Here is a 26,107-nt window from a genome sequence, read left to right as displayed (position 1 = left end):
ATTACTACATTTTAAGACGATTATTAATTTCTTTAATATGCTGTTGTAATTGAGAATCAACTTCTACTAACTTAGAAATTTTTTCGTGTGCATGAATAACAGTTGTATGATCTCTACCTCCAAACTCATCGCCTATTTTAGGTAATGATGAGTCAGTAAGTTCTCTAGATAAATACATAGCAATTTGTCTAGGAAAAGCAACGGATTTCGTTCTTTTCTTTGCTTTAAAATCATCAAGTTTTACATTAAATTGCTCTCCAACAGCTTTTTGAATTTCATAAATCGTAATTATTTTTGGTTTTGCACTAGGAATGATATCTTTTAATGCCTCTGCTGCTAAATCAGCATTAATATCTTTGTTTATTAACGAAGAATAAGCAACAACACGTATTAATGCTCCTTCAAGTTCTCGAATATTTGAATCAATTTGATTTGCAATATATAGCATTACTTCGTTCGGGATATCTAATCCTTCTGCTTTCGCTTTCTTTCTTAAAATAGCAATCCGTGTTTCTAAATCTGGTGGAGTAATATCTGTAATAAGACCCCATTCAAATCTAGAACGCAATCGGTCTTCAAGAGTCGGAATTTCTTTTGGAGGTCGATCACTTGAAATAACAATTTGTTTACTTTCTTCATGCAGTGTATTAAATGTATGGAAAAATTCTTCTTGAGTAGATTCTTTTCCAGCAAGAAACTGAATATCATCTATGAGTAAAACATCTACTTTTCGATATTTATTACGAAACTCAACAGCTTTATTATCACGAATGGAATTAATAAACTCATTTGTGAACTTTTCTGAGGATAAATAAACCACTTTTGCTGAAGGATTATGCTCCAAAACATAATGTCCTATAGCATGCATTAAGTGTGTTTTACCTAATCCAACGCCTCCATAAATAAAAAGAGGATTATAAGCTTTGGCCGGTGCTTCAGCTACAGCTAATGATGCGGCATGTGCAAAACGGTTTCCGGAACCAATTACAAAGGTATCAAAAGTATTTTTATTATTTAACATGTGCTGCGGATAATCATTATTATCATCATCACGTTTTTTTTCTTTCTTTCCTAGTGCATCAATGATATCCGAATCTACATTATTTTGATTTTGAGGAATAATAAATTTTACTAGTAATTCTTCTCCGATTACTTCATATAAGACACTAGAAATAAGATGAGTATATCTTTCTTCTAGCCAATCTCTTGCAAATTCATTTGGAGCCGTAATAATCAAGGTGTTTCCTTGTAAAGAAGAGGCTTTTGTAGATTTTAACCAAGTTTCATAACTAGGTTTGCTAACCTTTTTCTCCATTTCGACCAATACCTTGTCCCAAAGCTCATCGATATTTTCCATAGCAATCCCTCCTTTGTATTAAGTTTTCCTTAGTTTTTTATACATAAATGGTTTTAATTCTAATAAATTAAAGAATAATTTGTTTCATTTACGGTAAAAATGATAAAAACCTTTTGTAAAAAAATCATGCAAAAGGAGAATGAAATCTGCTTTTCATTCATAAGATAAAAGGTATCATTTTTAAAAGTAGCCATTGTTACTGTGTATAAACTATATATATAAGAACAAAAGTAGGTTTTCGACATAATCCACTTGATGTGGATAACTATTTATAAACACCTGTAAATAACTATCCACAGTTTATCCACAGAATGTGGACAAGTAGATTTGTGGATAAATGTTATCCAGAGTGAAAACATAAATATAATATCAAAAAACTCAGGCTGTTGCAATGTTTATTATAAGTTATCCACATATCAAATGTTTGAGGATATTTTTTTATGCACAGGGTTTAACATGTGCAAAACTTGTCTAATACTGTTGTGGATAATGAAAATTTGTCAAAAAAACTATCCACAAGCAGAATTATAGGTAAAAAAAGTGGTATATGAGATCTCATAATTATTTTTTGGAAAACAGTTAAAGACAAGATGATGAGTGAAGAAAAAATAATTTACTCCCGTTTTTTAAAACGAATATTTATTTTTATAGATATTTGTCGAAATGTAAGGTAGAATGTATGGAGGAATTATCAATGAAGAGATATGTTTTCTATTTAGAGTTGACATTTTCTATCATTCATCTATATAATTACAAAGACTGTCTTTAACTGCAATCCTCAGGGAGGTGTCATATAATGAAAAGAACTTATCAACCAAATAAGCGTAAACACAGTAAAGTTCATGGTTTTCGTGCACGTATGAGCACTAAAAACGGACGTAAGGTGTTAGCTGCTCGTCGTCGTAAAGGTAGAAAAGTATTATCTGCATAGGCCACTGAAAAATCTCAGTGGTCTTTTTTCAGTTTTAATAAAGAACTGGCTCCTTTTTTGACCTAATAGTACGGGTGGATTGAACTGACTAGAAGGTGTGTAAAATGAAAAAGAAATTTAGAATTAAAAAAAATGAAGAATTCCAGCAAGTTTTTCATAAAGGTGAATCATTTGCTAATAGACAATTCGTTGTTTATATTCTGACTAAAGATCAGCAAGATGATTTTCGTATCGGTTTATCAGTAAGCAAAAAAATTGGAAATGCTGTTACGAGAAATCAAATTAAAAGATATATTCGCCAGGCTTTTTTAGAAATGCATGATGATTTATTTGGAAGCAATGATTATGTCATAATCGCTAGAAAGCCTGCTGCAGATATGAATTTCCATGAAGTAAAGAGTAGCTTAATTCATGTGTTAAAACGAGGAAAAGCTTTTAAAAATGTTCCGAAAAAAACAAAGGAATAATTTTTTCCTTTAACTATGGTATATGAATGAATATTGAAATACAGAATGGATTAATAATTTATAGTTAATCCATTCTAGATTTATTTATAATACATATTTCTTTGGACAAGCTTTTCTATTAAAATAAAAAAGATAGGCTTAATGGAAACGATAGTGACCGTTAACGATATAGAAACAAGCAATAAGGAGGAAAAAACGTTTGAAAAAGCGAATATTGCTTATAGTTGGTCTTGTTTTTGTTATGGCATTATTATCTGGCTGTACAGAAATTAACCAACCGATTAATGCTAAGAGTGAAGGTTTCTGGAACGAATTTATCGTATATCCGCTATCGATGTTAATCACTACTGTATCTCATGCATTGGGAAATAGCTTTGGAGCGGGAATTATCGTTGTTACGATTTTAATTCGTTTATTGATTTTACCGTTAATGATTAAACAAACTAGAAGTACAAAAGCTATGCAAGCAATTCAACCAGAAATGCAAAAGCTTAAAGAAAAATACGCATCAAAAGATGCAGCGACTCAACAAAAATTGCAACAAGAAACAATGGCTTTATTCCAAAAGCATGGAGTAAATCCATTAGCTGGATGTTTTCCACTGATTATACAAATGCCAATTTTAATTGGTTTCTATCACGCAATTATGCGTACAGAAGAAATTAAACAATATAGTTTTCTATGGTTTGATTTAGGAGATAAAGATCCGTATTTTATCTTACCAATTATTGCTGGTATAACAACTTTTATTCAACAAAAAATGATGATGGCTGGTCAACAAAACAATCCACAAATGGCAATGATGCTTTGGTTAATGCCAATCATGATCGTTGTATTTGCTATCAATTTTCCAGCAGCACTTTCATTATACTGGGTAGTTGGTAATATCTTTATGATTGTACAAACGTACTTCATAAAAGGTCCAGATTTGAAGAAAACACAAACTGGAAAAGCGGGAGGAGCGAAGAAGTGAGAGAAATAACTGCTACAGGACAAAATGTCGAAGAAGCAGTGGAATCAGCTTTAGCTCAGTTAAAAACAACAAGAGACCGCGTTGAAATTGAAATACTAGATGAAGGAAAAAAGGGATTATTTGGACTTATTGGCTCTCGTAAAGCGATTGTAAAAGTAACTCAACAACCTGATCCAGTAGAAGAAGCACATAAATTTCTGAAAGAAGTCTGTGAAAATATGGGCTTGAAAGTAGCAATTGATGTGGTAAAGGATGGAAAGTATATTACCTTTAAGCTTTCTGGAGAAAAAATTGCGCTTCTAATTGGAAAAAGGGGACAGACGTTAAATTCTCTTCAATACTTAACGCAATTAGTTGCAAATCGTCAGTCAAAACAATATTTAACAATTATGTTGGATGCTGAAGATTATAGGAAAAGACGAAATGAAACGCTTGTTCAGCTTGCGGAAAAAATGGCTCAAAAAGTTCTTAAAACTAGAAAAGAAGTTGCTTTGGAACCTATGCCTTCATATGAGCGAAAAGTAATTCATACTGCATTAATGAAGTATAAACAAATTGAAACATATTCTAGAGGAACAGATCCATATCGTCATTTAGTTATTACAAATAAAAAATAAGAGAAAAACCTTTTTAGTGAAAACTAAAAAGGTTTTTTTAAATTTCTAAAAATAATAGGGTCAATCAATATTAATAATCGCTGCTTGTGAATAATAGAAGGGTGAGTTCGGGGTTTGTTATTCACATGTGGATAAGTTACAATAATCGATGGAAACTAATAAAAAACAGCTTTGTGGATAACTGGGTTTAGAATGTAGTTTGACTTTTTTTCGAAAAAAGTCTGTGTTATTGTATTTATTTAGGACTTTATATTTTGTAAATGTCTATAATTGCTTAAATATAGATAACCTATTTAAGAGGTGAGGTGACAATATGGAATTTGATACAATTGCAGCAATTTCAACTCCAATGGGAGAAGGAGCAATTGCTATTGTTCGATTAAGTGGTGATGATTCATTAGCTATTATCGATCGAATATATAAAGGGGCACGTGGAAAAAAGCTTTCTGAAGTGCCTACGCATACTATTCATTATGGCCATTTATTTGATCCGAAAACAGAAAAAGTTGTGGAAGAAGTAATGGTTTCAGTAATGAAAGGACCGAAGACTTTTACAAGAGAAGACGTTGTTGAAATAAATTGTCATGGTGGACTCGTATCAGTCAAAAAGGTGCTTAATCTTGTCCTAACAAATGGTGCGAGATTGGCTGAACCGGGTGAATTTACAAAGAGAGCATTTTTAAATGGTCGGATTGATTTGTCACAAGCTGAAGCTGTAATGGATTTAATCCGCGCAAAAACAGATCGTGCCATGAATGTCGCATTAAACCAAATGGAAGGTCGCTTATCCAATTTAATTAGTAGGCTCCGACAGGAGATTTTAGAAACTCTCGCTCACGTTGAAGTAAATATAGATTATCCAGAATATGATGATGTAGAAGAAATGACTCATCATATGCTTATTGAAAAAGCATCTTATGTAAAAGATCAACTGAAAAAACTTTTGCAAACAGCGGAACAAGGAAAAATACTACGAGAAGGTTTATCTACAGTTATTGTTGGTCGACCAAATGTAGGAAAATCATCTTTGTTAAATAGTTTTGTTCAAGAAAATAAAGCAATTGTTACGGATATTCCAGGAACAACACGTGATGTTATTGAAGAATATGTTAACGTTAGAGGCGTACCATTACGATTATTAGATACGGCAGGAATTCGAGAGACAGAAGATATCGTTGAACGAATTGGTGTAGAGAAATCAAGAGCTGTTTTGAAAGAGGCTGATTTAATTCTACTTGTTTTAAATTATTCTGAGCAGTTAACAAAAGAAGATGAAAAGCTATTTGAAGCGATAAAGGGTATGGATTTTATTGTAATAGTTAATAAAACTGATTTACCTCAGAAAATTGATATTGATCGAGTAAAAGATTTGGCAGGTAATGCTTCTGTGATGACTACATCACTATTAGAAGATAAAGGTGTAAATGAACTAGAAGAAGCTATATCAGATCTATTTTTCGAAGGGGAACTAGAGGCTAGTGATTTAACATATGTATCTAATACTAGGCATGTAGCATTAATTTCTCAGGCGTTAAATACTATTGAAGATGCAATAGAAGCGATTGAAAATGGAGTACCAATTGACTTAGTTCAAATTGATCTAACAAGAGCCTGGGAACTACTAGGAGAAATTATTGGTGATAGTGTTAGTGAAAGTTTAATTGATCAGCTATTTTCTCAATTCTGTTTAGGAAAATAGAAAAGTTCTTTCTAATAGAAAATATGAGATTGCTGTACGGATATAAAAGTAAATTCTCAGTGATAAAAAATCACTATTATGCAAAGGAGAAAGAGAAATGTCATATGAAGCAGGTAATTATGATGTTATAGTTATCGGAGCAGGTCATGCGGGCTGTGAAGCGGGATTAGCAGCAGCAAGACTTGGAGCGAAAACATTAATGCTTACAATAAACTTGGATATGGTAGCTTTTATGCCGTGTAATCCATCTGTCGGTGGACCAGCTAAGGGAATCGTTGTACGAGAAATCGATGCTTTAGGTGGAGAAATGGGGAAAAATATAGATAAAACCCATATTCAAATGCGCATGCTTAATACGGGAAAAGGTCCGGCTGTACGTGCTTTGCGTGCTCAAGCAGATAAATTACTTTATCAACAAGAAATGAAGCTAACCATTGAAAAAGAAGAAAATCTATCGCTTATGCAAGGGATGGTTGAACGATTAATCATTGAAGATGGCAAATGTAAAGGTGTTATTACTCAAACTGGTGCCATTTATCATGCGAAATGCGTTGTTATTACAACAGGAACTTTCTTACGAGGAGAAATTATACTAGGAGAACTGAAATATTCTAGTGGTCCGAACAATCAACAACCTTCTATTAAGCTTTCCGAGCATTTAGAGGAATTAGGTTTTGATTTAGTGCGTTTTAAAACAGGTACACCTCCACGTGTAAATAGTGATACGATTGATTACAGTAAAACGGAAATTCAACCAGGTGATGATGTTCCACGCGCATTTTCTTATGAAACAACTTCATTTATTATGGATCAATTGCCTTGTTGGTTAACATATACTAGTGCTGAAACACATCAAATCATAGATGATAATTTACATCGTTCACCTATGTATTCAGGTATGATTAAAGGTACAGGACCGCGATATTGTCCTTCTATTGAAGATAAAGTCGTTCGTTTCAATGATAAACCTCGCCATCAAATCTTCCTTGAACCAGAAGGTAGAAATACAAAAGAAGTATATGTACAAGGATTGTCTACAAGTCTTCCAGAAGATGTTCAAAAACGTATGTTAGCATCGATTCCAGGTCTTGAGAACGTTCAACTAATGCGTTCAGGATACGCGATTGAATATGATGCAATTGTACCAACACAATTATGGCCAACATTAGAAACGAAAAAAATCGAATCTTTATATACAGCTGGACAAATCAATGGTACTTCAGGATATGAGGAAGCAGCTGGTCAAGGTTTAATGGCTGGTATTAATGCTGCTTTAAAAGCACTTGGTAAAGAAGAATTAATATTAGGGCGTGCTGATGCTTATATTGGTGTTCTAATCGATGATTTAGTAACCAAAGGAACCAATGAACCATACAGATTATTAACATCAAGAGCAGAATATCGTTTGCTTTTAAGACATGATAACGCTGATCTTCGTTTAACTGATATTGGAGCAAAAATTGGGTTAATTAAAGAAGAACGCTATCATGCCTTTGAAGAGAAGAAAAAGATGATTTATGAAGAAAAAGCTCGATTAAAAGAAGTGATGTTGAAGCCTACTAAAGAATTACAAGAGTTGATTGTCTCAGTTGGTGGTAGTGAGTTGAAAGATGGTATTAGAGCGGCTGATCTATTAAAACGTCCTGAAATGAATTATAGCCATATTGAACAATTAGTTCCGAGCGAATTACCTTTAACAGATGAAATAAAAGAACAGGTAGAAATTCAAATCAAGTATGAAGGATACATTGAGAAATCCTTACAACAGGTTGAAAAACTCAAAAAAATGGAAAATAAAAAAATTCCAGAGGATATAGATTATGATGCTATCAATAGTTTAGCTTCTGAAGCACGTCAAAAATTAAAACAAGTACGTCCGTTAACAGTAGCTCAAGCTTCTCGAATTTCAGGAGTAAATCCTGCGGATGTTTCTATTTTACTTGTATATCTAGAACAAGGAAAAATTGCTCGAATTACAAATTAAGCGTATAGGTGTGGAAAAGAATGAACGAACAAGTATTTAAGGATATGTTAGCGGAGAAGGGTATTATTCTTTCTCCGTGGCAATTAGAACAATTTCAACTATATTTCACTACTTTAGTTGAGTGGAATGAAAAAATGAACTTAACAGCCATAACTGAAAAAGAAGAGGTTTATTTAAAACATTTTTTTGACTCGATTTCTGCTGCATTTTATTTTGATTTTACAAAAGTAGACAAAATTTGTGATGTTGGAGCTGGAGCAGGTTTTCCGAGTATTCCATTGAAGATTTGTTTCCCACATCTCTCAGTTTCTATTGTTGATTCTTTAAATAAGAGAATTTCATTTTTACATCACTTAGCTGATGTATTAAAATTAGAGCATGTATCATTTTATCATGACCGTGCGGAAACATTTGGACAAAATCCAAAGCATAGAGAGCAGTATGATCTTGTAACGGCAAGAGCGGTGGCAAGGCTATCTGTATTAACAGAATTATGTCTTCCATTAGCTAAGGTAGATGGTTATTTTGTAGCCATGAAAGCTTCGAGTGCAGAGGATGAATTAAAGGTTGCTACAAAAGCTATAACAACACTAGGTGGAAAGTTAGAAAAAGTAGAAAGTATGAATTTACCTATAGAAAATAGTGAAAGAAATATTATTACGATAAAAAAAGTAAAAGCAACTCCAAAAAAATATCCACGTAAACCAGGTACACCTGGTAAATTACCAATTGAATAGAAATAGCTATACATTCATTTATTTTAGATTTAGTTTTGAAAACATGTGCTCGAAGTATACATATTTGAGTAGTAGAGAAATTTGTTAGTTTGTTAAAAAATTCATTTATAAGCTAGGGTTATTATTGATTCTAGCTTATGGATGTAGGAATGAATTAGAAATAGATTAGGAAAAGTAATAAATCTCTTAGTCTATTAAAATATGCTTTTTTAAGTTTCACGTGAAACTTAAAAAGTAATAATGAGTTTTTTGTTTGTTTTTGTCGTTAGAAAATAGAAGGAACTTGTCATTTCAATAAAGAATATGTATGAAGGGAGTTTCTTAAAGGTGGTGTTGGGGATATGAAGCATCCTTTTTCGCGATTTTTTGGTGTTAGTGAAAAAGAAGAAACAATTGTAGAAGAAGAGCAAGTGGAAGAGGTTAGTTCTAGTAATAATCAAGAAATAAAGCAAATTCCTATTTCAGATATTGTTCCAAACCGTTATCAACCAAGAACAATTTTTAACGAAGATAAAATTACTGAATTAGCCCAAACGATCCATACACATGGTATTATACAGCCTATCGTAGTAAGAGAATATGAAATAGGGAAGTTTGAATTAATTGCCGGAGAGCGACGTTTCAGAGCAATGCAGAAGCTTGGTTGGGAGTTTGCACCAGTTATTATTAAAAATTTCAATGATACTGAAACTGCGTCCGTTGCACTTATTGAAAACTTACAACGTGAAGAACTTTCTCCAATTGAGGAGGCAATTGCTTATAGTAAATTGTTGGAGCTCCATCAACTTACTCAAGAAGCGTTAGCACAACGATTAGGTATTGGACAATCAACAGTGGCTAACAAACTTCGATTACTTAAGCTTCCTAATGAAGTGAGAAATGCGTTATTAAGTAAGACAATAACAGAACGTCATGCTCGTTCATTAATACCATTAAAAGAAGAAGCAAAGCAAATTGCACTTCTTAATGAAATTATTGAAAAAAATCTTAATGTAAAGCAAACAGAAGAAAGAGTACAAAAATTATTATCAACTGCTGAAAAAAAACCTAAGCCAAAAAGAAAAGCTTTTAGTAAGGATATGAGAATTGCGGTTAATACAATACGTCAGTCTCTTACAATGGTTGTAGATAATGGTATTCAATTAGATTCTGAAGAAGAAGAGCATGAAGAGTACTATCAGTTTACGATAAAAATTCCAAAAACAAAGAAATAATTCAAAACTATCATTAAGTGTTTTTTCATTTGAAAAAGCTCGCTTTCCTCTGTATTTTTTTCATTGCTACTTTTTTAGAAAACGTGCAAGTAGTATTTAAAGAGTAAATAAAGGTAAACTACCAGTTTAGCCAATCATGAAAGGTTAATGAATAGTAGATTGATAAAAGGAGCTTAGTGTGGCAGAAAATAGCCAAAGCTCCTTTATTTTAATTGTAAAAGAGAAATATTTTTGCAGAAATAAGCCTTTTCCTCATAAAAATACAGAATTAATGAAGAATTTCCATTTAACTGATAGAAAAGTTATTGAATTTAAAAATATAAAGTTCAATTTTTATGTTAAAATGAGTTACATGTGAGATGTTTGTTTCTCTTAATTTAATAGTTTTACACTTTAATATACTTATTTGTATTTTATGAAGGAGTAAAGGTAGGTGACATCGTGGGAAAGGTAATATCCATCGCTAACCAAAAGGGTGGAGTAGGTAAAACTACTACTTCTGTAAATCTTGCTGCTTGTTTAGCGTATATAGGTAAAAAGGTATTAATGGTAGATATTGATCCACAAGGCAATGCGACAAGTGGTGTTGGTATTGATAAAGCTGATGTTGATCAATGTATTTATGATGTACTTGTTGATGATTTAGAAGCGGCTGATGTAATAAAACATGCTAAAGTAGAAAATCTACATGTCATTCCTGCTACCATTCAGTTGGCTGGTGCAGAGATTGAATTGGTACCTACTATATCTCGAGAAGTAAGATTAAAGCGGGCATTGGAGAAAGTAAAAGCTAATTATGATTATATTATTATCGACTGTCCTCCTTCTTTGGGATTGCTAACAATTAACTCACTAACAGCTTCAGATGCCGTGATTATTCCAGTTCAATGTGAGTACTATGCACTTGAAGGTTTAAGTCAATTATTAAATACAGTTCGTCTTGTGCAAAAGCACTTAAATGAAGACTTGAAAATTGAAGGTGTACTACTTACGATGCTGGATGCGAGAACAAATCTTGGTATTCAAGTAATTGAAGAAGTAAAAAAATACTTTCAAGACAAGGTATATCAAACGATTATTCCGAGAAATATTCGCCTGAGTGAAGCACCAAGTCATGGTGAACCAATTATTATTTATGATCCAAAGTCAAGGGGAGCGGAAGTATATTTAGACTTGGCAAAGGAAGTGATGTCAAATGGCTAAAGGATTAGGAAAAGGAATTAATGCATTATTTACTAGTATGGAGACTAGTAGAGAAGATGTAGTGCAAGAAGTGGCTATAAAAGAATTAAGACCCAACCCTTATCAGCCTCGAAAGATATTTACAGAAGAAGGAATTGAAGATTTAAAGCAATCTATTCTTTCACATGGCATTCTTCAACCGATTATAGTAAAGAAAAGTATTAAAGGGTATGAAATTGTTGTAGGTGAGCGTCGTTTTCGTGCAGCTAAAGCAGCTGGATTAAAAACTGTTCCTGTCGTTGTTAAAGACTTTAATAACCAACAAATGATGGAATTGGCTATTATCGAGAACTTACAACGTGAAGATTTAACACCGATAGAAGAAGCAGTAGCTTATCAAACTCTTTTAGATAAATTAGATGTTACACAAGAAGAACTTGCAAAGAGACTTGGGAAAAGTAGACCGCATATTACCAATCATATACGTTTGCTAGCACTTCCAGAGAATATCCAAGAGTTAATAACTCAAGGGAAAATATCAATGGGACACGGTAGAGCGCTATTAGGATTGAAAAAGAAAAATGTTCTCGAAGCAGTAGTTGAAAAAATTGTGAAAGATGGACTTAATGTTCGTCAATTAGAACAGCTTATACAACAAATAAATGAAAATGTTCCACGTGAAACGAAGAAAAAACCAATAAAAAAAGATATTTTTATTGAAGAACAAGAAGGTTTGTTAAGAGAGCGTTTTGGAACAACTGTTACTATTACTCAAAAGAAGAAAAAAGGAAAAATTGAAATTGAATTTTTCTCACCTGAAGATTTAAATCGAATATTAGAGCTATTAGATAGATAAAAAGGAGTTCCGAGGGTTTACCTCGGGTACTCTTTTTTTTTGCATCTAGCTTATTATATGAAAGTTAGAGAGCAAATTCATATATTATGACACTAACTTATCTGAAAATTCTTGAATTATGTGGTAAAATGGAGCATCTTCCTTTTTTATAAGTAGAATCTGTTTAATAATATAGATGATTTATAAATATAGTGAATAAATGCAATAGCAAGGATTGAGTGTTGAAAATACTCGGGAAAAAAAGGATTATGTCTAAAAAATCGACCTTGTTTAACAGGGCTTAGGAAATCGATTGAATATTTAGGAGATGCAATCATGGTATTACTAGGAACTATAGTTAATGGAATTTGTATCATTATGGGCACATTAATTGGAAGGGGTTTCCGTAACATACAGGAGAAGGTTAGACAAACTGTTATGTATGCTATTGGTTTAGCCGTAGTATTAATTGGCTTACAAATGGGCCTAAAGAGTGAACAATTTTTAATTGTCATCTTAAGCCTTGTAATAGGTGCTGTTTTAGGAGAATGGATTGATTTAGATGATAAGCTAAACAAATTAGGTCAATGGTTAGAAAATAAGCTTCAAGCTGAAAAAGAAAGCTATATTGCAGAAGGGTTTGTGACGGCCACTTTAATTTTTGTTATTGGGGCAATGGCCATTTTAGGAGCACTTGATAGCGGAATTCGTGGGGATCATAATATTCTTTATACGAAGGCTATTATTGATGGGTTTACAGCAATAGTACTAGCAAGTACACTCGGAATTGGAGTGATTTTCTCAGCGGTACCAGTGGTTTTATATCAGGGAACAATTGCTTTATTTGCCACACAAATAGACAAGGTGGTTCCTAGTCAATTAATGGATTTTTTTATTACTGAAATGACGGCAACTGGAGGGATAATGATTGTTGCTATTGGTTTAAATATTATGGGGATTACAAAGATTAGAGTGGCTAATCTATTACCAGCTATTATCATTGTAGCTCTGTTGACAACGATTTTTCATTATGTTCATATTCAAATATAAAATTTCGTATCTTTTAGAGAACAGAAGGAAGCGTTTATATATAAGGGTGTTTACCCGAACCAGTGACTGCAGATTAAAGTGAATTTTGCTTCCAGATGCTAGGCAGGCTTTTCACGGAGAAAGCGGTGAGCCTCCTCGGTGCATGGAAAGCCTGTGGAATCTCACCAATCTCGCTTTTCTTGGTTTTATTTATCGACCTTATGTTAAAACATCAATCTTTAAAACAGCTTAAAAAAGTTTAAGTCATCCTTTTTATTGACTAGCTTTTTCTGAATGTAACGGCCATTTTATTTGAGAAGAATAATGTTGAGTGGTAACACGCTGTCCGGCAAAATAAATACCATCAGCTATCGTTCTTGCCATATTTAAAACAAGAGATAATCTGGTATTTTGTAAGACAAAAAACTCCATAAACCCACTGACATTTACAATCCCATTTATATGTATGTTACCAACTTCAGGCAAGTCTTTATTTACGCCAGCTCCTGGTTTGACAGGTCCATTACAAACTTGAATACTACCAACATTTTTCATTCTACCTAAACAAGCATCGACAGCAATAATAAATGCATTTGGATGATTTGATTTTATTTCAAGGAGCTTCTCTTTTAAATTGACTGCATGAATAGGATCTTCTAGGGTACCGTATATATGGAAAGGAAGCTTTGTTTTTTCAGAAAGGAAGGTTCCAACTAATGGTCCAAGTGAATCTCCTGTTGAGCGATCTGTACCAATACATACAATAACAATAGGATTTTGATTATTAGTAGGAAGGTATGTTAATAGATTATTGGAAATTTGCTCTTTTGCGTTCGTTTCTTCAATTAAAATACGATTAGATTGACTACTGGTTTCAAAAAGCCTACGTTTAACGCTCATAATACTTCCACTCCTTTAATTCTGGTAGTAACAGTATACGGACATAAAGTAAAATGTATACGTACTTCGAAAAAAATGGCAAAGGTTTTTATGTCAAATTTCTAGTTTTTTCGCATATATATCTGTTAAAATATTGAGAATGTCAATACCTAAGCGTCATAGTAAAGAAAATGATATAAGTAGTAATCATAGGAGAAGGTGAAAAAAGTTGGATTTCTCAAGTAAAGTTGTCGATAGATTTATTAGTAAATTTACGGATGAAGAGCTATGGTTAAACATAATGGATGTTTCCATTAAGATTATGCTGATTTTAATTATTGCTGGAATCGTTGTTAAAATAGGGAAGAAAATTATTACGAATATATTTGTATTAAGAGATAAAAGCCCTTTACGAACTTCGGAACGAAGAGAAATAACAATGGCTAGGCTGTTAAAAAGTGTATTGTCCTATTGTATATACTTTATTGCGCTAATGACGATCTTAGATTCATTAGGTATTCCTGTTAAAGGACTAATCGCTGGGGCTGGGGTTCTGGGTCTAGCAGTCGGTTTTGGAGCGCAAAGTCTTGTGAAGGATATTATTACAGGATTTTTTATTATTTTTGAAGATCAATTTGCTGTTGGGGATTATGTGCGAATTGGAACAGTAGAAGGTACCGTTGAAGAGATTGGCCTTCGTACTTCAAAAATTAAAGGAATATCAGGCGAGCTGAATGTTATTCCAAATGGGAACATTTTAGAAGTTACTAATTTTTCCATTCATAATAGTGTAGCGATAGTTGATATAGGCATTGCTTATGAAGGTGATGTTGACCAGGCAGAACGAGTAATCAATCACTTACTTGAAAGTATGCCAGACAGATATGAAGATTTAGTAAAGGCCCCAGAATTATTAGGAGTTCAAAGCTTTGGTCCATCAGAAGTTGTACTTCGTATTACGGCGGAAACTCTTCCAATGCGACATTTTTATATTGCTAGACAGCTTCGTAGGGAATTAAAAGAAACATTAGATGCTAATGGTATTGAAATTCCATTTCCACGTATGGTCATGTATAATCGACAAGAGAAGGATCATAACGGCCAAACTGCTAAGCAATTGTAGGGGGAATTTGAATGGAAGACAAACAATATAATTTAAATGATATTGTTGAAATGAAAAAACCTCATCCATGTGGAGCAAATAAATGGAAAATCATTCGTTTAGGTATGGATATTCGTATAAAATGTGAAGGCTGCGGACATAGTGTGTTAATTCCACGTAAGGATTTTACGCGTAAGTTGAAGAAAATTTTGGTGAAGCATGAGGAGTAAATCATGCTTCTTTTTTTTACCGAACGGTATAATGTAGTCGTGAATTTTTATTCATATGTAGTACGTGGAAGGAAATAGCGAGCGTTTTGCACTTATTACAACCTTATTTCTTTATGGGAGCCTGATTATTAGAATAGTCTTTTTCAGTGTAGCTTGTTTTTTCTTATGAAGAATGGTTAGTGGTCTTTCTCAGTATCTATACTTGTCTTTTTTTGTGGTAATCTCTATAATTGGTAGAGATTTATGGTGGATTTTTTGTATTTAATTTTTATGAAAAACACCTTTAGAGCAATGATATTGTTTTTTATAAGAAGTATGAATTATCAAGATAGATATTAATGAAATATTTGCTACGGCTTTTGAAGAATTTTTGAGGATTTTTCGTTTGTAGTAGCTCAATTTATAGAGGAGTGAATGTATTTATGGCTTTAACAGCTGGAATCGTAGGTTTACCAAACGTAGGAAAATCGACATTATTTAATGCAATTACACAAGCGGGTGCGGAATCTGCCAACTATCCATTCTGTACAATTGACCCGAACGTGGGTATTGTAGAAGTTCCTGATGCACGTTTACAAAAATTAACTGAGCTTGTTCAACCAAAGAAAACTGTTCCAACTACATTTGAATTTACAGATATCGCTGGAATTGTTAAAGGAGCAAGTAAGGGTGAAGGCTTAGGAAATAAATTCTTATCACATATTCGTCAAGTGGACGCAATTTGCCAAGTAGTACGTTGTTTTGAGGACGAAAATATCACACATGTTGCTGGTAAAGTAGATCCGATTGAAGATATTGAAGTTATTAACTTAGAGCTTATTTTAGCTGACTTAGAATCTGTTGATAAAAGAATCGCACGTGTAGCTAAAATGGCTAAACAAAAAGATAAAGAAGCAATGTTTGAGCATGATATTTTAGTTCGTTTAAAAGAAGCTTTTGAAAATGAACAGCCAGCTCGTACAGTGGAATTTACTGAAGAAGAGATGCGTGTAGTCAAAATGATGCACTTATTAACGATAAAACCTGTTTTATACGTAGCTAACGTTAGTGAAGATGATGTGGCTGATCCTTCAGGAAATCCTCATGTTCAAAAAGTACGTGAATTTGCAGAAAAAGATAATGCTGAAGTAATTGTTGTATGTGCGAAAATCGAATCTGAAATTGCTGAACTTGAAGGTGAAGAAAAAGAAATGTTCTTATCTGAGCTCGGAATCGCAGAATCTGGTTTAGACCAATTAATTCGTGCAGCATACCACTTATTAGGTTTAGCGACGTATTTTACTGCAGGTGTACAGGAAGTACGTGCTTGGACATTTATCCAAGGAATGAAGGCTCCTCAATGTGCTGGAATTATTCACTCTGATTTTGAAAGAGGATTTATCCGTGCTGAAACAGTATCGTATGAAGACTTACTTGCAGGTGGAAATATGGCAGCAGCTCGTGAAGCTGGGAAAGTTCGTTTGGAAGGTAAGGACTATATTGTTAAAGATGGAGATGTTATTCACTTCCGTTTTAATGTGTAAAGATAGGTAACACCTTGATATTGAAATACCAGAGAAAGCCTAACTCTAATATGCGAGTTAGGCTTTGTTGTTTAACTGGACGGCTTTTTTTCTTGGAAAGAAGTTTGCTTGTTTCTTGATGATTGATAGGTTACACAAAGTAGGTACATGGTGTTATCAAAACAAATAATGCAGCGCATTGCATTAGTTAAAAACATATGATATAATTCATATTCGTGAGTAATTAATTTAAATTGCTCCTTGCCCATATATGGGCCGTTAGTCCAAAAGGAGGTGACAGTGATGAGAAAATACGAAATTATGTACATCATCCGTCCAAATATCGAAGATGAAGCTAAAAAAGCTTTAGTTGAACGTTTCAACACAGTTCTAACTGATAATGGTGCGGAAATTACAGAAACAAAAGATTGGGGTAAGCGTCGTCTAGCTTACGAAATCAATGACTTCCGTGATGGTTTCTACACTCTTGTAAAAGTACAAGCAGAAGCAGCGGCAGTTCAAGAATTTGATCGTCTTGCTAAAATTAGCGAAGACATCATTCGTCATATGGTAACTAAAGAAGAAGCATAATATAGATTTTAATATCGATTCAAAATATCAACGAAATATTTTGAATGGTAGGAGTTGATTCTGATGATGAACCGTGTTGTCCTAGTAGGACGCTTAACAAAAGATCCAGATTTGCGCTACACACCTAATGGAGTACCTGTGGCAACCTTCACTCTTGCAGTGAATCGAAATTTTTCGAATCAGCAAGGCGATCGTGAAGCAGATTTTATTAACTGTGTAGTTTGGCGTAAACCGGCAGAAAACGTAGCAAACTTCCTAAAAAAAGGTAGTCTTGCTGGTGTTGATGGCCGTATTCAAACACGCAACTATGAAGGACAAGATGGTAAGCGAGTGTATGTAACTGAAATAGTGGCTGAAAGTGTTCAATTCCTTGAACCTAGAAGCGCTAACGGTGGCAGAAACGAAGGCGGTTCGTTCGGTGCTGCACCAGGTCCAAGAGATGATTATTCTTCTTATGGTCAAGGTCAAAATCGAAATCAGAATCAAAACCAACGTAGTGGCAACTACACTCGTGTAGATGATGATCCATTTGCAAATGGTGGTCAAACGATTGACATTTCTGATGATGATCTGCCATTTTAAAAATATAAATAATTAAGGAGGGAAAAACCAATGGCAATGGGTGGACGCAGAGGTGGCCGTGCTAAACGTCGTAAAGTTTGTTACTTTACTTCAAACGGTATCACTCACATCGATTATAAAGATGTAGATTTACTTAAAAAATTCATTTCTGAGCGTGGTAAAATTTTACCTCGTCGTGTAACTGGTACAAGTGCTAAATATCAACGTAAATTAACAGTTGCTATCAAACGCGCACGTACTATGGCATTACTACCATACGTATCTGGTGAATAATAACGAATCAAAACACATGAAGGACTGCCTTCATGTGTTTTTTTTTACGATAAAATATAAGCACAAGTAGCCTTGAAACTTTCTAAGTGGTATATACATAACAAGTCATACAACAATGTTTTAAGCATTTGGCGCGTAAGTATGATTAAATAAAAAAAGCAGTTTTCTAAAAAGATTGTTGTTCCAATACGTTCAGTAATAAAACCAGTGGATAAAGAACTCTATTGATTGGAGCGTGCGGTACGAGACTTCTATGGGAGTGGCCTTGCCGAAAGTGAGTAACCTGGAGCAAAATTTGGCCTATATGTAAATTTACTGTTCATAGGCGATAAAGTTTGCAGAAACAGTCAATATAAAAGAAATAACGTTATTATTTGAGGTGAAAGAGTGAAGCAACATTTTACAATAGGGGAGTTTGCTAAATTACATGATATTTCAGAATCAACATTGCGATATTATGATCAAAAGGGAATTTTTCAACCCAAAAAGGTAGATCCTCATACGCAATATCGATATTATACGATTGATCAATTTCCAATGATGGATACAATTAAATTTCTTAGGCATCTAGATATCTCCTTAAACGAAATTAAAGATTATGTGGAACATCGAACACCAGATATTGCATTAGCTTTACTGGAGAAGCAAATGCAAAAATTGCTTGAAAGACAAAAAGAAATTGATCTTATGATGCTTATGACTCAAAGGAAAATCGATTTAATAAAAGATGGTACTAATCGTGAACCAGGGATCGTAACATATAAAAAGTTACCTAAACGGTTAATCTATGGTAGAGAAATTCAAAGCTATATATCGGATGATGTTTTCTTTATGTATCTAAATGATTTAGAAAAAAAACTTCATAAAATAGCTCCTATATTCGTTTTGAATAAGATTGGGATGTTTGTTTCAAAAGAAGGACTATTGAAGGGAGATTATCTAGATTATAGCGGCCTGTTCATTCCTCTTGATGGCATCGATTTCGTACCTGAGAGTAGTTCTTATATCAATGAAGGATATTGCATGTACATATCATATTGGTGATTATGAAAAGAATAGCCATACATATGACAGGTTTTTAGCAAACATTTCTCGTGATGGATATGAAATTATTGGTGACGCCATTGAGATTGGCATTATTGATTATTCAATTACGTTACAAGAAGAAGAATTAGTAATAGAATATCAAATACCTGTTAGAAAAATTAGGTAGTTGTGAGCCTTAAAAGACGACTTCTTCTATCATGATTCGTGATTACGAAAAAATTCTATGTTAACCTCTTGACCTTAAAGTAGCTTTAAGGTTTACACTAAGTAGCGTTACATTAGGAGGTTATACAATGACAGAATCAACTATAGAACTTCGAGAAACCCCTGTTAAAAAATTGTTTATATCTTATTTAATACCTTCTGTTCTAGGTATGTTACTCATGTCAGTAAATATATTAGTGGATGGAATCTTTGTAAGTCACGGTGTTGGAGAAGAAGCATTAGCAGGTGTAAATATTGCTGTTCCGATTTTTTCAGTATTTTTATCGATTTCTTTATGGATAGGAATGGGAGGCGCCACTCTTTATTCTATATCATTAGGAGAAAATCAATTTCAAAAAGCAAGAGCTATCTTTACACAGTCTTTTGTATTAGCGATAGTTATCGTTCAAGTTTTAGCGGTTTTAAGTTTATGGAAAGAAACTGAATTAGCGTATTTCTTTGGAGCGAATGATCATATTCTTCCTTACGTATTAGATTATTTACATGTAATCTTACTGTACGGAGTTGTATTTGTTTTAGAGAATATTTTCAGTATATTTGTTCGAAATGATGGAAATCCAAGATTAGCTATGATTGGTTTAATTATTACATCAATCTTGAATATTATTTTTAACTATATCTTTATTTTCCAAATGGGGATGGGAGTAAAAGGTGCGGCATATGCTACAGTTCTATCAGCAGCCATTGGTTTCATCGTATTACTGACACACTTTTTCCGTAAAAAAAGCGTATTGAAATTTGTAAAATTAAAATTTGAAAAAAACATCATTCATCAAATTTTAAATATTGGTTTTCCTAGTTTTGTGGTAGAAAGCTCTGCAGCGATTTTAACGATGGGTTATAATATTTCATTTATGCATTTTATTGGTGAAATAGGAGTTACATCATTTGCGGTAGTGAATTATATTCATGTCATGTTTATCTTATTGTTTTTAGGCGTAGGGGCAGCATTACAGCCGATTGCAAGCTTTCATCATGGAGCGCGCTTATTTGAGAGACTAAGAAAGTTCTTACGACTAGCTGTAAAGACTAGCTTGATAATAGGACTTCTTACATTTTTATTTGGCTTGTTTTTCGGACATATATTTGTTTCTATGTTTGGAGTAGAGTCAAAAGAAGTTTATCGATTTACAGTACAAGGAATAGGGATATTTTTTATTAGTTATTTATTTTTAGGCTACAATTTAGTGTATATAGAATACTTCCAAGCAACGCGAAAAATTCGTCTAGCTGTTATTCTGGTGTTAGCTCGAAGTATCATTTTACTTCTTCCATTGCTTTGGATTTTACCTAGTTTATTTGGAGCAGTTGGAATATGGTTAGCTTTACCGATATCAGAAGGAATTACGTCCTTATGTTTATATATATGGAATCGAAAGAAGAATCCAGTTCCTCAACGGGAAACAAAAGAAGTACTCTTATAAAAATGTAATAGTTTCATGTGAAACAAAGACGATAGCAATTTAAAGCTGCTATCGTCTTTTTTACTGAAATTTATTAACTGCTTTTCTAAAAAGTTGTAGTTTTTACATAAGTTTGGTGAACAAAATGAGCAAAAAATTGATTGAGTGTAAGGCGTGGGATCTAACAGGCAATCGGCATCGAAGCTGTTCTTCCCATCTTCGGAAAGCTGGCATCTTAGAGCGGAATTCAACTTAGCCTATATTCGCTCACTTGTTTATAGTCAACAAAATGTGAAAACAATAAATTCAATAGTCACCATTATGGGATTTAAATATTTGTTATAAACGAGATGTGAATTGACTTATTATAAACCAAGTATTAAAATGTTTGTAATAAAACAAACAAAACAAAGAGGTGTTTGTATTGTCTAATTCGGAGCTGTTTTGGAATGCTACCCATGATGAGCTGAAAAAAGGGTATATTGAAAAAGAAAAAGAATATATCTGTTTATTGTGTAATCAAAAAGTTGAAAAAGGTTTGATATATCCATTGAATGATCGTTTACTTGAAGCTTCGAAATATATGGAAATGCATATAGAACACGAGCATCATTCTGTTTTTGAATATTTAATTGGACTAGATAAAAAGCTAACGGGATTAACTGATCATCAAAATAATTTATTGAAGCTATTTTACCAAGGTAAGAGTGATCAAGAAGTACAAAAAGAATTAGGTATTGGTAGTGCCTCAACTATACGCAATCATCGATTTGTGCTAAAAGAGAAAGAAAGACAAGCAAAAATATTTCTACTCTTAATGGATCTTTTAAAGGAACGAGATGCACATGCACCTGCATTTGTGGAAATTCCTAAAAATGCAACTATGATTGATGATCGCTATCGAGTAACAGAAACAGAAAATGAAGAGGTTATTAAAAAGTACTTTAAAGATGGGCGTTTGACGAAATTTTCTATGAAGCAAAAGTATAAAATAATCGTACTACGTGAAATCATCAAACGATTTGAAGCAGATAAAATGTATAGTGAAAAAGAAGTGAATACCATTCTCCAAACCATTTTTGAGGACTTTGTAACGCTACGTAGATACTTAATTGAATATGGCTTTTTAGATCGTAAACCAGATGGAAGCCGATATTGGTTGAAAAAATAAAAGAAAAAGGATAATAGCGGGTTGTAACTACTACGTGACAGCTCGCTATTATCCTTTATTTTAATTCATAGTACTTTTTAGATAGATGTATCAATAAGGTTAAAAATCTATCTATAGGGTAATTGCAAAAGGATATACTAAATATAGTGACTTTTTTGGGCTCTGTTGATTACGGTTGGAAATCTGAAAGATGAAATGAAAAGACAAGATTAATAAGTGAAAAATGAGCGATGATGCGTGTCTTTGTCTAAAAAATGGAAAGGATAGGGTCTATTCTCCAATAAACGCAGACTTAAAGAATCCTTTTTCACTGTCATTACATGTGAATAAAAATGAATAGTATAGCGTAACTAAGCTTCGTAAAAATGAAAAAAGTTTAATATTTATGCGTAATGACTTAAAATGTATAAATGAAACCTAATTGATAGGTTCACGTAATACATATGAAATGAGGAAATGGAAATTTCCTGATATGTAAAGAGGGGAGTTTTACAGTTTTGAATAAAGGCAAACTATTGACAGAGAGTGGAGTTTTATTAGCTCTATATGCTGTTATGCTTTTTTTAGTCGTTTACATACCGGTTTTAGGTATAATTCTAATGTTTTTATTACCGATACCGTTCGTTTTAATTGCGACAAAGCAAAATCTTGGTTGGTCTTTTGGCAGTTTTTTTGTTGCCATTTTATTAACCGTATTAATCGGTTCGTTTGCTGCAATACCTATAACAATGATTTTTGGATTAATTGGTATAACAATGGGTTATTATTTACAAAAAGGTAAAAGTAATCTTCAAATGTTTATTGTTTCGGTATTAGTATTTATAGTATGTACACTGCTTATATTTATTGGATCGATTGTCTTAATGGATGTGAATCTCTTTGAGACATCGAAACAAATTATAGAACAATCCATTAAACAGTCTTCAGAGATGTTAACAACTTTAGGACAAAATAAAGAACAAATTGAGAAATTAACAGAGCAAGTAATGGTTACTATTCAAACGATGGGGACCTTGTTACCAAGCTATCTTGTTTTATCCTCGGTTATTATGGTAGGGATTGTTTTTGTGGCTTGTAAACCGATTATCAATCGATTTAGTAACAAAAAACTATCTATTGCACCTATTCGAGATATACAACTACCAAAGAGTCTTTTATGGTATTATTTAATTATTATGATTGCCTCGTTATTCATTCAAGTAGAACGAGGAGACTATTTATATTCAGTATTGCTAAATCTAGGTTTTACTTTACAATTTTTTATTTTCTTACAAGGGATATCGTTTGTCTTTTTCTTTTCCAATGCCAAAAAGTGGCCGAAGCCTATTCCTGTTATCGTTATTATTTTTGCGATGATAACAGCACTATCTCCATTTATTCGTATTTTGGGTATAATGGATTTAGGGTTCCCATTTAGAGAAAATATTCAAAAAAAATCTTAAGTTTTTTTATTGGTATGTAGAGTTGGAGAAACTAGGAGCTTTTAGGAGCTGAAACAATGTTGTCGAACATTAATAATAAGTCTATTCGCTATCCGATGTATGGATTGATAGCAGTAGTAACCGTATTGCTTATTTCTCTTATGTTTTACAAATGGTGGATTGCTCTAATAGGTATTCCACTTGTTTGCATGTTATTTTATCAGATATTGAGTATTGAGCTTAACAACAGAAGAGAAACAGAAAAATATATTTCTACACTATCCTACCGCTTGAAAAAAGTTGGTGAAGAAGCACTATTGGAAATGCCCATAGGGATCATGCTCATTAATGATGACTATTGTATAGAATGGACGAATCCATTTATGGCTTCTTGTTTTCATGAAGATACGCTTGTAGGTCGATCATTATACGATGTAGCAGAAATTCTTATTCCGCTTCTTAAACAGGAAGTGGAAACAGAAGCTGTTACCCTTAATGATCGTAAATTTAAAGTGGTTCATAAAAAAGCGGAAAAATTGCTTTATTTTTTCGATGTAACAGAACAAGTTGAAATTGAAAAAATGTACGAAGATGAAAGAACAGTCATCAGTATTATTTTCTTGGATAATTATGATGAATTAACACAAGCGATGGACGATCAAAGAAGAAGTAGCTTAAATAGTTTAGTCACATCCCTTTTAGACAAGTGGGCTAGGGATAATGGGGTATTTTTAAAAAGAACTTCATCTGACAGGTTTATTGGTATTTTCAATGAAAGTATTCTACAAAAGTTAGAGAAGACAAAATTTACTATTCTAGATGAAATTAGAGAAACAACTGCTAAGCAGCATGTTCCATTAACTTTAAGTATAGGTGTAGGCTGTGGAGCATCATCATTGCCGGAATTAGGAACAATTGCCCAATCTAGTTTAGATTTAGCGTTAGGTCGTGGTGGTGATCAGGTAGCCATCAAACTACCAAATGGAAAAGCAAAATTTTTTGGTGGTAAAACAAACCCTATGGAAAAAAGAACAAGAGTCCGTGCACGCGTTATTTCCCATGCTTTAAAGGATATTATTCTTGATAGTGATAAGGTTATCGTCATGGGACATAAATACCCTGATATGGATGCCATAGGAGCGGCTATCGGTATATCAAAAGTGGCAAATATGAATAATCGAGATTCTTACGTCGTAGTGAATTTTCAAGAGTTAGATACTGGAGTTAGACGCATGATGTCTGAAATTCAGGGAAAACCGGAATTGTATTCTAGATTCATCACACCAGAAGATGCGTATGAACTTATTACAGATGATACATTATTAGTTATAGTAGATACCCATAAACCTTCTATGGTTATTGATGATAAATTATTACGAAGTATTGATAAGGTGGTCGTAATTGATCATCACCGCAGGGGAGAAGAGTTTATTAATCGCTCTTTACTTGTATATATGGAACCATATGCTTCCTCCACAGCGGAACTTGTTACAGAATTGTTAGAGTATCAAGAGAAGAATAGTAAGATTGATATGTTAGAGGCCACGGCATTATTGGCAGGTATAATTGTTGATACAAAAAGTTTTACGATGAGAACAGGCTCTAGAACGTTTGATGCTGCATCCTACTTACGAGCACATGGTGCAGATACAGTCCTCGTTCAAAGGTTTTTAAAGGAAGATCTAGAAACGTATATAAGACGTGCAAAGCTTATAGAGACTTTTTCTTTTTATAGAAATGGTATTGTCATTGCTAAAGGAGCACCAGATCAAATAAATGATCAAATTTTAATTGCGCAAGCAGCAGATACTCTTCTAACAATGGAAGGTGTTGGAGCAGCTTTTGTTGTTTCAAAACGAGATGAAAATGTTATTGGCATTAGTGCTCGTTCATTGGGAGATATAAATGTACAAATTATTATGGAAGCTCTAAATGGAGGAGGACATTTAACGAATGCCGCTACTCAAATTGAAAATAGCACTGTAGATGAAGCTGTAGATAAGCTACAACTTGCAATAGATGATTATCTAGGAGGGCATAAAGAATGAAAGTAATTTTTCTTAAAGATGTAAAAGGTAAAGGCAAAAAAGGTGAAGTGAAAAATGTATCTGATGGATACGCACAAAACTTCCTATTAAAAAATCAAGTTGCCATTGAAGCAACTCCAGCAAATATGAAAAAATTAGAAGCACAAAAAAATAAACAAAATCAATTAGCGGCTGAAGAATTACAATTAGCTAAAGAGTTAAAAGCAAAGCTTGAAAAGGTAACAGTTGAAATTGAAGCAAAAGCTGGAGAAGGCGGCCGCTTATTCGGTTCTATTACAACAAAACAAATTTCAGAGGCTCTAAATGCAGCTGAAAAAATTAAAATCGATAAACGTAAAATGGAGCTTCCAGATGGTATTAGATCATTAGGATATACAAAAGTACCTGTTAAGCTACATCACGAAGTAATGGCTACATTGAATGTACATGTAAAAGAAGCAAAATAAAAATAATATGTATGTAGGACGACTCCTGTTCATGATATAGTGATATAAGGAGTCGTCTTATATATTTAAAGGAAAAAATGATAAATGAGGGATGATAATGATATAATAATTCCTTATCCATGTTTCTCATTTAAAAAGGACTGCTGCGGTTTTTTTGTAAGA

Annotated in this window: 26 protein-coding genes; 24 read left to right on the top strand and 2 right to left on the bottom strand. The window is 33.2% G+C overall.

Features of this window, described 5'->3' with window-relative positions; translation table 11 throughout:
* Window positions 1-4: 4 nt before the first annotated feature.
* A complete protein-coding gene (dnaA, locus tag BN349_RS16315) occupies window positions 5-1,357 on the bottom strand; it encodes a chromosomal replication initiator protein DnaA (RefSeq protein WP_019243403.1) in 1,353 nt (450 codons plus the stop codon).
* A gap of 796 nt (window positions 1,358-2,153) precedes the next feature.
* Here dnaA and rpmH point away from each other — a divergent pair.
* From rpmH to BN349_RS16255, 11 genes are all read left to right on the top strand, one after another.
* Window positions 2,154-2,288: a 50S ribosomal protein L34 gene (rpmH, locus tag BN349_RS16310; protein ID WP_019243402.1), complete on the top strand. Its 135-nt coding sequence runs from the start codon at window positions 2,154-2,156 to the stop codon at window positions 2,286-2,288.
* A gap of 104 nt (window positions 2,289-2,392) precedes the next feature.
* Window positions 2,393-2,755 carry a ribonuclease P protein component gene (gene rnpA, locus BN349_RS16305; RefSeq protein ID WP_019243401.1) on the top strand — a complete coding sequence of 121 codons (363 nt, stop codon included), beginning with the start codon at window positions 2,393-2,395 and terminating at the stop codon, window positions 2,753-2,755.
* A 199-nt stretch (window positions 2,756-2,954) separates the two neighbouring features.
* Window positions 2,955-3,728: a YidC family membrane integrase SpoIIIJ gene (gene spoIIIJ, locus BN349_RS16300; RefSeq protein ID WP_019243400.1), complete on the top strand. Its 774-nt coding sequence runs from the start codon at window positions 2,955-2,957 to the stop codon at window positions 3,726-3,728.
* Window positions 3,725-4,345 carry an RNA-binding cell elongation regulator Jag/EloR gene (gene jag, locus BN349_RS16295; protein ID WP_019243399.1) on the top strand — a complete coding sequence of 207 codons (621 nt, stop codon included), beginning with the start codon at window positions 3,725-3,727 and terminating at the stop codon, window positions 4,343-4,345. Before spoIIIJ ends, jag begins: the two co-directional genes overlap by 4 nt.
* Window positions 4,346-4,658: 313 nt before the next feature.
* The gene (gene mnmE, locus BN349_RS16290; protein ID WP_019243398.1) at window positions 4,659-6,044 is read left to right on the top strand and encodes a tRNA uridine-5-carboxymethylaminomethyl(34) synthesis GTPase MnmE; all 1,386 of its coding nucleotides are present in this window, start codon (window positions 4,659-4,661) and stop codon (window positions 6,042-6,044) included.
* A 97-nt stretch (window positions 6,045-6,141) separates the two neighbouring features.
* Window positions 6,142-8,028: a tRNA uridine-5-carboxymethylaminomethyl(34) synthesis enzyme MnmG gene (gene mnmG, locus BN349_RS16285; RefSeq protein WP_019243397.1), complete on the top strand. Its 1,887-nt coding sequence runs from the start codon at window positions 6,142-6,144 to the stop codon at window positions 8,026-8,028.
* A gap of 20 nt (window positions 8,029-8,048) precedes the next feature.
* Window positions 8,049-8,765, top strand: coding sequence for a 16S rRNA (guanine(527)-N(7))-methyltransferase RsmG (rsmG, locus tag BN349_RS16280; RefSeq protein ID WP_019243396.1), 717 nt, complete (start codon window positions 8,049-8,051; stop codon window positions 8,763-8,765).
* A 341-nt stretch (window positions 8,766-9,106) separates the two neighbouring features.
* The gene (gene noc, locus BN349_RS16275) at window positions 9,107-9,979 is read left to right on the top strand and encodes a nucleoid occlusion protein (protein WP_019243395.1); all 873 of its coding nucleotides are present in this window, start codon (window positions 9,107-9,109) and stop codon (window positions 9,977-9,979) included.
* A gap of 441 nt (window positions 9,980-10,420) precedes the next feature.
* Window positions 10,421-11,182 (top strand): ParA family protein, encoded by a 762-nt coding sequence (locus tag BN349_RS16265; protein WP_019243393.1) that lies wholly within the window; start codon window positions 10,421-10,423, stop codon window positions 11,180-11,182.
* Entirely contained in the window at window positions 11,175-12,017 is an 843-nt protein-coding gene (locus BN349_RS16260; protein WP_019243392.1) for a ParB/RepB/Spo0J family partition protein, read from the top strand. The genes BN349_RS16265 and BN349_RS16260 overlap by 8 nt, the downstream gene beginning before the upstream one ends.
* Window positions 12,018-12,332: 315 nt before the next feature.
* Window positions 12,333-13,046 (top strand): DUF554 domain-containing protein, encoded by a 714-nt coding sequence (locus BN349_RS16255; protein ID WP_019243391.1) that lies wholly within the window; start codon window positions 12,333-12,335, stop codon window positions 13,044-13,046.
* 252 nt (window positions 13,047-13,298) lie between these two features.
* Here the strand turns inward: BN349_RS16255 and yyaC are convergent, their stop codons facing one another.
* Window positions 13,299-13,925 carry a spore protease YyaC gene (gene yyaC, locus BN349_RS16250; RefSeq protein ID WP_019243390.1) on the bottom strand — a complete coding sequence of 209 codons (627 nt, stop codon included), beginning with the start codon at window positions 13,923-13,925 and terminating at the stop codon, window positions 13,299-13,301.
* Between the two features lie 208 nt (window positions 13,926-14,133).
* Here yyaC and BN349_RS16245 point away from each other — a divergent pair, with 208 nt between their 5' ends.
* From BN349_RS16245 to rplI, 13 genes are all read left to right on the top strand, one after another.
* A complete protein-coding gene (locus tag BN349_RS16245; RefSeq protein WP_019243389.1) occupies window positions 14,134-15,027 on the top strand; it encodes a mechanosensitive ion channel family protein in 894 nt (297 codons plus the stop codon).
* Between the two features lie 11 nt (window positions 15,028-15,038).
* On the top strand, window positions 15,039-15,236 hold the full coding sequence (locus BN349_RS16240; RefSeq protein ID WP_019243388.1) for a DUF951 domain-containing protein: 198 nt from the start codon (window positions 15,039-15,041) through the stop codon (window positions 15,234-15,236).
* A 422-nt stretch (window positions 15,237-15,658) separates the two neighbouring features.
* Complete coding sequence (gene ychF, locus BN349_RS16235) at window positions 15,659-16,759, top strand: redox-regulated ATPase YchF (protein ID WP_019243387.1); 1,101 nt, start codon at window positions 15,659-15,661, stop codon at window positions 16,757-16,759.
* Between the two features lie 282 nt (window positions 16,760-17,041).
* Window positions 17,042-17,329: a 30S ribosomal protein S6 gene (rpsF, locus tag BN349_RS16230; protein ID WP_019243386.1), complete on the top strand. Its 288-nt coding sequence runs from the start codon at window positions 17,042-17,044 to the stop codon at window positions 17,327-17,329.
* A gap of 63 nt (window positions 17,330-17,392) precedes the next feature.
* Window positions 17,393-17,911, top strand: coding sequence for a single-stranded DNA-binding protein (gene ssb, locus BN349_RS16225; protein WP_019243385.1), 519 nt, complete (start codon window positions 17,393-17,395; stop codon window positions 17,909-17,911).
* A gap of 36 nt (window positions 17,912-17,947) precedes the next feature.
* Window positions 17,948-18,184 (top strand): 30S ribosomal protein S18, encoded by a 237-nt coding sequence (rpsR, locus tag BN349_RS16220; protein WP_026089348.1) that lies wholly within the window; start codon window positions 17,948-17,950, stop codon window positions 18,182-18,184.
* A gap of 387 nt (window positions 18,185-18,571) precedes the next feature.
* Window positions 18,572-19,228 carry a MerR family transcriptional regulator gene (locus BN349_RS24120; RefSeq protein WP_232423569.1) on the top strand — a complete coding sequence of 219 codons (657 nt, stop codon included), beginning with the start codon at window positions 18,572-18,574 and terminating at the stop codon, window positions 19,226-19,228.
* Window positions 19,194-19,397 carry a hypothetical protein gene (locus BN349_RS26430; RefSeq protein ID WP_232423568.1) on the top strand — a complete coding sequence of 68 codons (204 nt, stop codon included), beginning with the start codon at window positions 19,194-19,196 and terminating at the stop codon, window positions 19,395-19,397. Before BN349_RS24120 ends, BN349_RS26430 begins: the two co-directional genes overlap by 35 nt.
* 127 nt (window positions 19,398-19,524) lie before the next feature.
* A complete protein-coding gene (locus tag BN349_RS16210; protein ID WP_019243383.1) occupies window positions 19,525-20,880 on the top strand; it encodes an MATE family efflux transporter in 1,356 nt (451 codons plus the stop codon).
* A gap of 403 nt (window positions 20,881-21,283) precedes the next feature.
* Window positions 21,284-22,030 carry a DUF2087 domain-containing protein gene (locus BN349_RS16205; protein WP_019243382.1) on the top strand — a complete coding sequence of 249 codons (747 nt, stop codon included), beginning with the start codon at window positions 21,284-21,286 and terminating at the stop codon, window positions 22,028-22,030.
* A 497-nt stretch (window positions 22,031-22,527) separates the two neighbouring features.
* Entirely contained in the window at window positions 22,528-23,472 is a 945-nt protein-coding gene (locus BN349_RS16200) for a YybS family protein (protein ID WP_019243381.1), read from the top strand.
* A 56-nt stretch (window positions 23,473-23,528) separates the two neighbouring features.
* A complete protein-coding gene (locus BN349_RS16195) occupies window positions 23,529-25,499 on the top strand; it encodes a DHH family phosphoesterase (RefSeq protein ID WP_019243380.1) in 1,971 nt (656 codons plus the stop codon).
* On the top strand, window positions 25,496-25,945 hold the full coding sequence (rplI, locus tag BN349_RS16190; RefSeq protein ID WP_019243379.1) for a 50S ribosomal protein L9: 450 nt from the start codon (window positions 25,496-25,498) through the stop codon (window positions 25,943-25,945). The genes BN349_RS16195 and rplI overlap by 4 nt, the downstream gene beginning before the upstream one ends.
* Window positions 25,946-26,107: the final 162 nt, after the last annotated feature.

Source organism: Bacillus sp. AP8 (genome assembly GCF_000321185.1).
Taxonomy (GTDB): domain Bacteria; phylum Bacillota; class Bacilli; order Bacillales; family DSM-1321; genus Bacillus_AD; species Bacillus_AD massilioanorexius.
Note: the sequence above shows the minus strand (reverse complement) of the source record. Positions and strands in the feature narration are given on the sequence as shown.